Origin of the sequence: Mesorhizobium sp. M4A.F.Ca.ET.090.04.2.1 (assembly GCF_003999085.1) — a bacterium.
In the GTDB taxonomy this organism is placed as follows: domain Bacteria; phylum Pseudomonadota; class Alphaproteobacteria; order Rhizobiales; family Rhizobiaceae; genus Mesorhizobium.
Genome location: NZ_RZOT01000157.1, coordinates 1 through 11,178, shown reverse-complemented (window position 1 = coordinate 11,178; position 11,178 = coordinate 1). Strand labels below are relative to the sequence as shown.

Below are 11,178 nucleotides of genomic sequence, written 5' to 3'. Positions count from 1 at the left end.
GTTGCAGGCCCAGCACTGTCGTACCATTGCGTTTGTTCTCTTTATGTTCGCATCGATGGCGGCTCCTGTCAACAATCCTGAACACGGTTTTTGCCGCGACTGCCTGGCCCTCCAGCGCGGCGGCGGGCGGCGCTGCGAGCGCTGCGGCAGCCCCAGGCTCGTGCGCCATCCGGAGCTCTACCGGCTTCACCTTGCCCACATCGACTGCGACGCCTTCTACGCGGCGGTCGAAAAGCGCGACAATCCAGCGCTGAAGGACAAGCCGGTCATCGTCGGCGGCGGCAGGCGCGGGGTCGTCTCCACCGCCTGCTATATCGCCCGCATCCACGGTGTGCGCTCGGCAATGCCGATGTTCAAGGCGCTTGAAGCCTGTCCCGAGGCGGTGGTCATTCCTCCAGACATGGAGAAATACGTCCGCGTTGGGCGCGAAGTCCGCGCGTTGATGCAGGCGCTGACGCCGCTGGTCGAGCCGCTCTCCATCGACGAGGCATTCCTCGATTTTGCCGGCACCGAGCGCCTGCACGGCATGCCTCCAGCGCTGGTGCTGGCGCGCTTCGCGCTGACCGTGGAAAAGGCGCTCGGCATCACCGTCTCGGCCGGTCTTTCCTACTGCAAGTTCCTCGCCAAGGTGGCGTCCGACTTCCGCAAGCCGCGCGGCTTTTCGGTGATCGGCGAGGCCGAGGCGATCGGCTTCCTGGCCGAGCAGCCGGTGACGATGATTTGGGGCGTCGGCAAGGCCTTCGCGGCCGCCCTGGAACGCGACGGCATTCGCACTATCGGCCAGCTGCAGCGCATGGAGCGGGCCGAGCTGATGCGCCGCTACGGCGTCATGGGCGACCGGCTCTACCGGCTCTCGCGCGGGCAGGACGACCGCCGCGTCGACCCTGGCGGCGACGCCAAGAGCGTGTCGGCCGAAACGACCTTCGACGCTGACATCGGCACCATGGCCGAACTGGTCCCCGTGCTACGGGCTCTGTCGGAAAAGGTCTCGGCTCGGCTGAAGAAGTCGGGCATTGCCGGACGCACCGTCGTGCTGAAGCTGAAGACGCAGGATTTCAAGCTCCGCACGCGCAACCGCCAGCTTGGCGACCCCACCCGTCTGGCCGACCGGATTTTCCAGACCGGCCTCGACCTGCTGCGCCGGGAGGCCGACGGGACGAAATACCGCCTGCTCGGGATCGGCGTCAGCGATCTCTCCGACGACGGGAAGGCCGATCCGCCCGATCTGGTTGATGTGCAGTCGCGCAAGCGCGCGCTGGCCGAAGGCGCCATCGATTCATTGCGCGACAAGTTCGGCAAGAAGGCCGTGGAAACCGGCTATACGTTCGGCAGGGGCCGCGGCGCCAATCCGCCGGAGCCGATCGAGGAGTGATCGAATTCGGCTTCCGCCACTCACGTGCGTTTGAGATCGATCCGGCTTGTCACCACCGTCTTGCCGGTTTTCGGATCGGCGTCTGTCACGGTGAGCCGCATGCCGTCCCCGCTGGTCTTCTCGACGGTTAGCCGCGCCGTCCGGTCGCCATTCACCTCTTTGGCCCATCGGATTGCGAGGCTGAGCGCATTGCCCGACCGCTTGCCATTCAACCGCGCCGGCCCGGTACGGGAGCCGACATAAACGCCGGTATAGCCCTTGCCGTTGGATTTCAAATCCGCGCTGATCGCCCGCGTCACCAGCACGAGACCTCGGCAATTGCCGTCGAGCGACAGCGAAGTCGACGTCGCGCCGGAATTGAAGGTGCAGGAGACGTTCACCGTCGGCGCGTTGGTGGTCACCTTGACGGTGCCGTTGCCGGCGAAACTGCCCTGGAACGAGCGCAGGAAATCTGCATCGTCGGCATGCGCGGGGCTCACGGCGGTCAGGCCGCCCGCGAGCAGAAGCAGCAGCATTGATTTCATCGAAGGTCTCCCCCGGTAGAATCGGAAATGCCTAAGCGCGGATACAGGGACTCGAACGCCTGCGGCGACCCCAGGTTCCGCCTTCAACGTGACTGTTTTTTAACGCCGCATCGGCTGGCCCAGTCGAATGCGTGGACTAGCGGTTGCGGCGGGCCCGCCGGCTTGCGACATAACGCGCATGGCACCCGCTCCCTCGATCTCCAAGGCCGCGTTCTGGATGGCGCTGTCGATCGCCTCGTTCCTGGCGATGTCGGTCGCCGGCCGCGCCACGACGGCCGAGCTCAACGTCTTCCAGGTGCTGGAATTGCGTTCGGTCATCGGCTTCCTCATCCTGCTGCCGCTGGTGATGATGAGCGGTGGCTTCGCCGCGATGCGCACCGAGCGTCCGCTCGCCCACCTTGCACGCAACGTCGTTCACTATTCCGGTCAGGCCGCCTGGCTTTACGCGCTGACGCTGATACCGCTTGCCGTGCTGATCTCGATCGAGTTCACGACGCCGATCTGGACGGCCTTGCTGGCGGTCAGCTTCCTTGGCGAGAGGCTCTCGCGGCCAAGGCTGGCGGCGATCGTTCTGGGGCTGGTCGGGGTGGTGATCATCGTGCGTCCGGGCCTCGGTTCCATGAACGTGGGACAGCTCATCGTGCTGGGCGCGGCGGTCTGCTTCGGCACCTCGGTGGTGATGGTCAAGTCGCTGACACGCACCGACAGCGTCGTCAGCATCATCTTCTGGATGCTCATCATCCAGTCCGTGCTCGGCCTGGCTCCGGCGCTCTACGAATGGCGCACCCCGTCGCTCGAGCTCTGGCCATGGATCGTGGTGATCGCCTTCACCGGCATGTCGTCGCATTTCTGCATGGCCCGCGCGCTTGCCTACGCTGACGCCACTGTCATCTCACCGATGGATTTTTTGCGCGTGCCGTTGTCAGCGTTGATCGGCTGGCTGCTCTACCACGAGCAGATCGATGCCTTCACCGCTGGCGGCGCGCTGCTGATCCTACTCGGCAATCTACTCAATCTGCAGCGCAAAGCGCCAGAACCGGCAGAGATTGCGGCGTCATAGGAAAGGTTCGTTCCTCACGGTTCGACGGCATCGGCGGGCGGCCTACTTGCCGATCACGCCGGCCTCGCCTCGACGATGCTAATGTGCTGCCCGGCCTCGATGATCTCCGTCACCTCAAACTCGGCCCTTGCCAGGAGCAGCCTGTATTCGTCGGCTGTCCGCTCCTGGCCATCCGGCGCCACCAGCATGTTGAGGTCGGCGAATTTGGCGCGCGCCCCTTCGTTTGGCGGCGCGAGCACGGCCTCGAGCACCAGCAACCTGCCGTCCGGCTGAAGAGCCTTGCGGCAGTTCCTCAGTATGGCGAGATTGGTCTCGTCGTCCCAATCATGCACGATCCATTTCAGCAGCAGCGCGTCTGCTCCCTCGGGCAGCGCGGCGAGAAAATCTCCGCCGACGATGTCGCAGCGATCGGCGACACCCTTCTCGTCCATCACCGGGCCGGCCGCCGCGACCACATGCGGCTGGTCGAATAGGATGCCGCGGCTGCCGGGACTGGCGGCGAGGACTTCGGCAAGGAGCGTGCCCCTGCCACCACCGACATCCATGATCACCGGAAAGCGCGAAAAATCATATGCCGCCAGGATGGCCGCCGCCACGCCGCGCGAGTTCGCCGCCATCGCGCGATCGAAAATCACCGACTCCTCGGGATGCTCGATCCGGTACTCCCAGACCCCCTTGCCGTGGGCGTGGCGGAACGCGTTCTTGCCGGTCCGGATGCTGTAGAGCAGATCGCTCCACGCCTGCCGGTAGTAGGGCCGGCCAACAAATGACGCCCAGGGGGCCGCCGAATGGTCGGCGTCCGAGCGCAAGGCGCCGCCGAGCGGCGTCAGCGAGAACCGTCCGTCCTCGCCTTCGTGAAAGACGCCCACCGCCGCCAGCGCGCGCAACAGGCGGTAGAGTGCGCGCGGATGTGTGTCTGTCAGGCTGGCCAGCTCAGCCGCCGAGCGCTCGCCGTCCTTGATGTGGTCGGCGATGCCCAGCATCGCCGCAACCGAGATCGCTTGCGACACCTGGTATTGGTTGACCATCCGTATCAGTTCGAAAGCGGCTGTTCGCGGATCCATGGCGCCCCTCGGATCGCCAGCAAATCACAAGGAACGGGCTCTAAACAAGCTCCACTTCGACCACGCCGGGCACGGCGCGCATCGCCGACGCGATCTGCGGCGAAATCCGGTAGCGGTTGGGCAGCTCGATCTCAACCTCGCCCTGGCCGGCATCCTTGATCAGCACGAAGCTCACCTGTCCCTCGCCCTTCACGGCGAGCTGGTTGGCGAGAATGTTGATCGGCGCCGCGTCGCGCAGGAAGATGCGCAACGCCTTCTGGATGCGGCTTGCCTCATCTTCCAGCGACTGCACCGTCTGGATTCGCAGATTGATGCCCTCCGGCCTGTCTTCGGCCGAAACAGTGATCACCACCGAGCGGCCGGGCTCCAGCATATCGCGAAATTGCGCCAGGCCTTCGGAGAACAGCACCGCCTCGTACTGTCCGGTCGTGTCGGAGAACTGCACGACGCCCATCTTGTTGCCGGTGCGGGTCTTGCGCTCCTGCTTGGTGGTGACGGTGCCGGCGAGGCGACCGGCGGCAGCACCGCGCTTGACCGCGGCCGAGAACTCCGCCCAGTTCTGCACCCGCATCTTCTGCAGCGCCGCCTTGTACTCGTCCAGCGGGTGCGCCGAGAGATAGAAGCCGACCACCTGGAATTCGCGATGCAGCCGGTCGGCCGCCAGCCAGGGTTCGGTCGCCGGCAAATTGAGCGCCTGCGACTGGGCGCCGAGCGAGGCGCCGAATATGTCGGCCTGGCCGGAGACGGCATTCTGCTGCGCCAGCGAGGCCAGCCCCATCATCCGCTCGACGCCGGCCATCATGGCAGCGCGGTCATGGCCGAAGCAGTCCAGCGCCGGCCATGATCAGGCTTTCGAAGACGCGCTTGCCGACGATCTTCGGATCGACCCTTTCGCAGAAGTCGGCCAGGCTCTTGAACGGCTTTTCGCCGCGCATGGCGACGATATGCTCGACCGCCGCGTCGCCGACGCCTTTGAGCGCGGCCAGCGAATAGAAAATCTTGTTCTGGCCGACCTCGAAGGGGCGGAAGCTCGACATCACCGACGGCGCCACCACCTCGATGCCGAGGCGCAGCGCATCCTGGCGGAAATCGGCCAGTTTGTCGGTGTTGCCCATGTCGAGCGTCATCGATGCCGCGAGGAATTCCACCGGATAGTGCGCCTTGAGGTAGGCAGTCTGGTAGGAGACGACCGCGTAGGCCGCCGCGTGCGACTTGTTGAAGCCGTAGTCGGCGAACTTCGCCAAAAGATCGAAGATGAAGTCGGCCTGCGGCTTGCCGACGCCGCGCTCGACCGCGCCCGTGACGAAGCGCTCGCGCTGCTTGTCCATCTCGGCGCGGATCTTCTTGCCCATGGCGCGGCGCAGAAGGTCGGCCTCGCCGAGCGAATAGCCGGAAAGCTCCTGCGCGATCTGCATCACCTGTTCCTGGTAGACGATGACGCCCTGCGTCTCCTTCACCAGATGGTCGATCTTGGGATGGATCGAGGCCATCTCCTCCTCGCCATGCTTTCTGGCGTTGTAGGTCGGGATGTTCTCCATCGGGCCGGGGCGGTAGAGCGCCACCAGCGCGATGATGTCCTCGATGCAGTCCGGCCGCATGCCGATCAGCGCCTTGCGCATGCCGGCGCTTTCCACCTGGAACACACCGACCACCTCGCCGCGCGACAGCATGGCGTAGGTATCGGGATCGTCGAGCGGGATCGTCGCCAGATCGATGTCGATGCCGCGACGGCGGATCAGCTTCACCGCTGTCTCCAGCACGGTCAGCGTCTTCAGGCCGAGGAAGTCGAACTTCACCAGCCCGGCCTGCTCGACATATTTCATGTTGAACTGGGTGACCGGCATGTCCGAGCGCGGATCGCGGTACATCGGCACCAGTTCCGACAAAGGCCTGTCGCCGATGACGATGCCGGCGGCATGCGTCGAGGCGTGACGATAGAGGCCTTCGAGCTTCTGCGCGGTATCGAGCAGCGTCTGGACGATCGGCTCCTTCTCCGCCTCTTCGGCGAAGCGCGGCTCGTTGGCGATGGCGTCCGCCAGCTTGACCGGATTGGCCGGATTCTGCGGCACCATCTTGGACAGCTTGTCGACCTGGCCGTAGGGCATTTGCAGCACGCGGCCGACGTCGCGCAGCACGGCGCGCGCCTGCAGCGTACCGAAGGTGATGATCTGCCCGACCTGGTCGCGGCCGTATTTCTGCTGGACGTAGCGGATCACCTCCTCGCGCCGGTCCTGGCAGAAGTCGATGTCGAAGTCAGGCATCGAGACGCGATCGGGATTGAGGAAGCGCTCGAACAGCAGCGAGAAGCGCAGCGGGTCGATGTCGGTGATGGTCGTCGAATAGGCGACCAGCGAACCGGCGCCCGAACCGCGTCCCGGCCCGACCGGAATGCCTTGCGACTTCGCCCATTTGATGAAGTCGGCAACGATCAGGAAATAGCCGGGGAATTTCATCTTCTCGATGATGCCGAGCTCGAAATCGAGCCGCTCGCGATATTGCTCGACCGTATAGCCCGGCGTCGGTCCGTGCGCGGCCAGTCGCGCCTCCAGCCCCTCGCGCGCCTGGCGGGCGAGCTCGGCCGCCTCCGCCTTCTCCGCCACATCCTTATCGGCGATATCGCCGCCGGTGAAGCGCGGCAGGATCGGGCTGCGGTTCTTCGGATAGTAGGAACAGCGCAGCGCGATCTCGACCGTGTTGTCGATCGCTTCCGGCAGGTCAGAGAACAGCTTCGCCATCTCCGCCTGGCTGCGCAGGAAATTGTCCGGCGAGAGCCGTCGGCGATTGTCGGCGGCGACCACCGAACCCTCGGCGATGGCGACCAGCGCGTCATGCGCCTCATAGTCGTCGCGCCTGGAGAAGAACGCCTCGTTGGTGGCGACCAGCGGCAGATCGTGGCTGTAGGCAAGGTCGACCGTCGATTTCTCGATCATGCGGTCGTAGCCCTGGACCCGCTCCAGCTCGACGTAGAGCCGGTCGCCGAACATCGCCTTCAGCGTCAGCAGCCGCTGCTCGGCGAGGTCGCGACGGTCCTCCTTCAGGGCGCGGCCGATCGGGCCGCGCGGACCGCCGGTCAGGCAGATCAAGCCGTCGGATTGTCCCTCGAGCATCGCGCTGGTCAGGTGCACCGGCTCGCCGGGCGGCGTTTCCAGGTAGACCCGACTGATCAGCCTGACCAGATTGGCGTAGCCGGCCTCGGTGGCGGCGATCAGCACGATCGGGTGCATCTCCGGCCCCTGGCGGCGGCGGTCGCGCTGCGCATCGCCCGCTTCGCCGGAAAAGGCGAGATCGATCTGGCAGCCGATGATCGGCTGGATGCCGTCCTTCACCGCCTTCTGCGCGAACTCCAGCGCCCCGAACAGATTGTTGGTGTCGGTGACGGCGATCGCCGGGCACTCGTCCTTGACCGCATGGCCGACGATGGCGCCGAGTTGCAGGGCACCTTCGAGCAGCGAATAGGCCGAGTGCACGCGCAGATGGATGAACGGCCGCGCCGGCGTTTCCGGACGCGCGTCCTTTACCGCTGCTTCGCGCAGCAACGGGTCGCGTGGAAGTCGTTCATCCGCCATGGGGCTCGCGTCGCTCGAAGGGACTCAACAATCGGTGCAGATGTATTGTCCGGGAGCGCGGGATGCGAGTCCAGGGATCTCCTGTGCACAGGTCAGGCGAATTCCATGATCACCGCGTCGACGGCTAGACTGTCGCCGGGCTTGGCGTTGAGCTTGGACACGGTGAGGTCGCGTTCGGCGCGCAGCACGTTCTCCATCTTCATCGCCTCGACCACGGCCAGCGTCTCGCCGGCCTTGACCTCCTGGCCCTCGGCGACTGCGATCGACACGACCAGGCCCGGCATCGGGCAAAGCAGCATCTTCGACGTGTCCGGCGGCAGCTTTTCCGGCATCAGCCTTTCGAGTTCGGCGATACGCGGCAGCATGGCCTGGGCCGTCACCGACATGCCTTTCCAGGCGATGCGCAAGCCGTTCAGCGCCGGCCGGACCTGTGCCGCGACCGCGTTGCCGCCGACCGTGCCGCGCCAGATGAGATCGCCCGGCCGCCAGTCGGACGCTACCGTCAGCGGTTTGCCGCCATCGATCGACAGATCGACTTCCATCGGGATCGAGACCATGCCTTCGAGGATGGCGGCCGAAAGGTAGTCGGCGCCGATCTTGACCACCCAGTCCCGCTTGAGGATGCCCGAATGCGGCGCCAGCCGTCCGCTCAGCCGGTCGAGCCGGTCGCGGCGCAGCAGCTCCATCGCCGTGGCGACCGCCGCCAGCACCGCCTTTTCTTCGTCGTTCGGCGTGATCGGCGCGAATCCGTGCGGATATTCCTCGGCGATGAAGCCGGTCGACAGCCGCCCCTCGCGCCAGCGCGGATGCTGCATCAGCGCCGCCAGGAACGGAATGTTGTGCTCGATGCCGTCGACGACGAAACTGTCGAGCGCCTCCGACATGGCGTCGATCGCCTCGCGCCGCGTCGGCGCCCAGGTGCAAAGCTTGGCCACCATCGGATCGTAGAACATCGAGATCTCGGAGCCCTCGGTGACCCCGGTATCGTTGCGGATGACGATATCGCCGAACGTCCCCTCCTCCGGCGGCCGGTAGCGTGTCAGCCGGCCGATGGAGGGCAGGAAATTGCGGTACGGGTCTTCGGCATAGAGGCGGCTTTCCACCGCCCAGCCGTCGAGCTTCACATCGCCCTGTTTGATCGCGAGCTTCTCGCCGCCGGCGACACGGATCATCTGCTCGACCAGGTCGATGCCGGTGACGAGTTCGGTCACCGGGTGCTCGACCTGCAATCGCGTGTTCATTTCAAGGAAATAGAAGTTTTTCTCGCTGTCGACGATGAATTCCACCGTGCCGGCGCTCTGGTAGTCGACGGCCCTGGCCAGGGCCACTGCCTGCTCGCCCATCGCCTTGCGGGTTTTGGCGTCGAGGAACGGCGACGGCGCCTCCTCGACCACCTTCTGGTTGCGGCGCTGGATCGAGCATTCGCGTTCGCCGAGATAGAGCGCGTTGCCATGCGCGTCGGCCAGCACCTGGATTTCGATATGGCGCGGATCGACGACGAACTTCTCGATGAAGACGCGGTCGTCGCCGAACGAGCTTTTCGCTTCCGAGCGCGCCCTGTCGAAGCCGTCGCGCACCTCGGCCTTGTTCCAGGCGATGCGCATGCCCTTGCCGCCGCCGCCGGCCGAGGCCTTGATCATCACCGGATAGCCGATCTCGCCGGCGATCTTCTCGGCATGGTCGGCATCCTCGATGACACCCAGCCAGCCCGGCACGGTCGAGACCTTGGCCTTGCTGGCGAATTTCTTCGATTCGATCTTGTCGCCCATCGCCCTGATCGCCTTGGGCTTCGGGCCGATGAAGACGATGCCTTCCTTCTCCAGCGCCTCGCAGAAGGCGGCGCGTTCGGAAAGAAAGCCATAGCCGGGATGCACGGCCTCCGCTCCCGTCTGCTTGCAGGCGGCAAGGATCTTGTCGGCGAGCAGATAGCTTTGCGCCGCGGGCGAAGGCCCGATATGCACGGCTTCGTCAGCCATCTCGACATGCACGGCGTCGCGATCGGCGTCCGAATAGACCGCGATGGTGGCAATCCCCATCTTGCGCGCCGTCTTGATCACACGGCAGGCGATCTCGCCGCGATTGGCGATCAGGATCTTCTTGAACATTCGGGCGTCGTTCCTCCGGCGAGAAACCAGTTCTATGGACAATCCCGCCATGGCTCAAGTGGCCGGGCGACGCCCATCCGCCCTGCCCGGATTGCGAATAGCGCGCCGAAAAACGTCGCAAGGAAGTTGGCCGCCGCCGCCGAACTCTGTAGAGTGGCGCGTGGCTCATTGCGGAGGGCTGGCGGGCATTTCGCTTCGCCGGGCAGGCTCAACAAGCCGGCCACATCAGAGATTGTCGATTGCCTTGGGAGGAACTGCCTCATGAAAACGCGCGCCGCTGTTGCTGTCGCCGCCGGAAAGCCGCTGGAGATCATGGAGGTCGACCTCGAAGGGCCGCGCGATGGCGAGGTTCTGGTCGAGATCAAGGCGACCGGCATCTGTCACACCGACGAATTCACGCTGTCGGGCGCCGATCCGGAAGGCCTGTTCCCGGCCATCCTCGGCCATGAGGGCGCCGGCGTCGTCGTTGACGTCGGCAAGGGTGTGACCTCGGTCAAGAAGGGCGACCATGTCATCCCGCTCTATACGCCGGAATGCCGGCAGTGCCCGTCCTGCCTGTCGCGCAAGACCAACCTCTGCACCGCCATCCGCGCCACGCAGGGCCAAGGCCTGATGCCGGACGGCTCGTCGCGCTTCTCGATGGGCAAGGACAAGCTGTTCCACTACATGGGCTGCTCGACCTTCTCCAACTTCACCGTGCTGCCGGAGATCGCGGTCGCCAAGGTCAATCCCGACGCCCCCTTCGACAAGATCTGCTACATCGGCTGCGGCGTCACCACCGGCATCGGCGCCGTCATCAACACGGCCAAGGTCGAGCAGGGTGCTACCGCCGTCGTCTTCGGCCTCGGCGGCATCGGCCTCAATGTCATCCAGGGCCTGAAGCTCGCAGGCGCCGACATGATCATCGGTGTCGACGTCAACAACGACAAGAAGCCTTGGGGCGAGAAGTTCGGCATGACGCATTTCGTCAATCCGAAGGAGATCGACGGCGACATCGTGCCTTACCTGGTCAACATGACCAAGCGCGGCGCCGACCAGATCGGCGGCGCCGACTACACTTTCGACTGCACCGGCAACACCAAGGTGATGCGCCAGGCGCTGGAAGCCTCGCATCGCGGCTGGGGCAAGTCGGTGATCATCGGCGTTGCTGGCGCCGGCCAGGAGATTTCGACGCGGCCGTTCCAGCTGGTCACCGGCCGCACCTGGATGGGCACCGCCTTCGGCGGCGCGCGCGGCCGCACCGACGTGCCGAAGATCGTCGACTGGTACATGGAGGGCAAGATCCAGATCGACCCGATGATCACCCATACGCTGAAGCTTCAGGACATCAACAAGGGTTTTGACCTGATGCACGAGGGCAAGTCGATCCGGAGTGTCGTGGTTTACTGAGGAAGCCGCACGCCGCCGGCCAGCCGGCCGGCGACCTCTGTGGTGAAACATGGGAGGAATGGAATGGCGGAAAAACTGCATCCGAAAATCGACAATGG

General features: G+C 65.1%; 6 protein-coding genes and 1 pseudogene. 3 read left to right on the top strand and 4 right to left on the bottom strand.

Annotated elements, in window-relative coordinates; genetic code table 11:
* Positions 1-43: 43 nt before the first annotated feature.
* The gene (locus tag EN781_RS13420; RefSeq protein ID WP_126054292.1) at positions 44-1,372 is read left to right on the top strand and encodes a DNA polymerase IV; all 1,329 of its coding nucleotides are present in this window, start codon (positions 44-46) and stop codon (positions 1,370-1,372) included.
* A 20-nt stretch (positions 1,373-1,392) separates the two neighbouring features.
* On the opposite strand, the gene EN781_RS13415 is transcribed toward EN781_RS13420, so the two are convergent.
* On the bottom strand, positions 1,393-1,896 hold the full coding sequence (locus EN781_RS13415) for a hypothetical protein (RefSeq protein ID WP_126054291.1): 504 nt from the start codon (positions 1,894-1,896) through the stop codon (positions 1,393-1,395).
* Positions 1,897-2,074: 178 nt separating this feature from the next.
* Between EN781_RS13415 and EN781_RS13410 the strand changes: the two genes are divergently transcribed.
* On the top strand, positions 2,075-2,956 hold the full coding sequence (locus EN781_RS13410) for a DMT family transporter (protein ID WP_126054290.1): 882 nt from the start codon (positions 2,075-2,077) through the stop codon (positions 2,954-2,956).
* Positions 2,957-3,009: 53 nt separating this feature from the next.
* On the opposite strand, the gene EN781_RS13405 is transcribed toward EN781_RS13410, so the two are convergent.
* The 3 genes and pseudogenes from EN781_RS13405 to EN781_RS13395 form a co-directional block, all read right to left on the bottom strand.
* On the bottom strand, positions 3,010-4,020 hold the full coding sequence (locus EN781_RS13405; protein WP_126054289.1) for a methyltransferase: 1,011 nt from the start codon (positions 4,018-4,020) through the stop codon (positions 3,010-3,012).
* A 40-nt stretch (positions 4,021-4,060) separates the two neighbouring features.
* A pseudogene (dnaE, locus tag EN781_RS13400) lies at positions 4,061-7,586 on the bottom strand (DNA polymerase III subunit alpha).
* A gap of 92 nt (positions 7,587-7,678) precedes the next feature.
* The gene (locus EN781_RS13395) at positions 7,679-9,691 is read right to left on the bottom strand and encodes an acetyl/propionyl/methylcrotonyl-CoA carboxylase subunit alpha (protein ID WP_126054287.1); all 2,013 of its coding nucleotides are present in this window, start codon (positions 9,689-9,691) and stop codon (positions 7,679-7,681) included.
* Between the two features lie 261 nt (positions 9,692-9,952).
* Here EN781_RS13395 and EN781_RS13390 point away from each other — a divergent pair, with 261 nt between their 5' ends.
* On the top strand, positions 9,953-11,080 hold the full coding sequence (locus EN781_RS13390) for an S-(hydroxymethyl)glutathione dehydrogenase/class III alcohol dehydrogenase (protein WP_126054286.1): 1,128 nt from the start codon (positions 9,953-9,955) through the stop codon (positions 11,078-11,080).
* Positions 11,081-11,178 lie beyond the last annotated feature (98 nt).

Bases quoted from the DNA above. Each gene is read 5' to 3' on its own strand.
- EN781_RS13420 (WP_126054292.1), top strand. From the start codon at position 44: ATGTTCGCATCGATGGCGGCTCCTGTCAACAATCCTGAACACGGTTTT.
- EN781_RS13415 (WP_126054291.1), bottom strand. From the start codon at position 1,896: ATGAAATCAATGCTGCTGCTTCTGCTCGCGGGCGGCCTGACCGCCGTG.
- EN781_RS13410 (WP_126054290.1), top strand. From the start codon at position 2,075: ATGGCACCCGCTCCCTCGATCTCCAAGGCCGCGTTCTGGATGGCGCTG.
- EN781_RS13405 (WP_126054289.1), bottom strand. From the start codon at position 4,020: ATGGATCCGCGAACAGCCGCTTTCGAACTGATACGGATGGTCAACCAA.
- EN781_RS13395 (WP_126054287.1), bottom strand. From the start codon at position 9,691: ATGTTCAAGAAGATCCTGATCGCCAATCGCGGCGAGATCGCCTGCCGT.
- EN781_RS13390 (WP_126054286.1), top strand. From the start codon at position 9,953: ATGAAAACGCGCGCCGCTGTTGCTGTCGCCGCCGGAAAGCCGCTGGAG.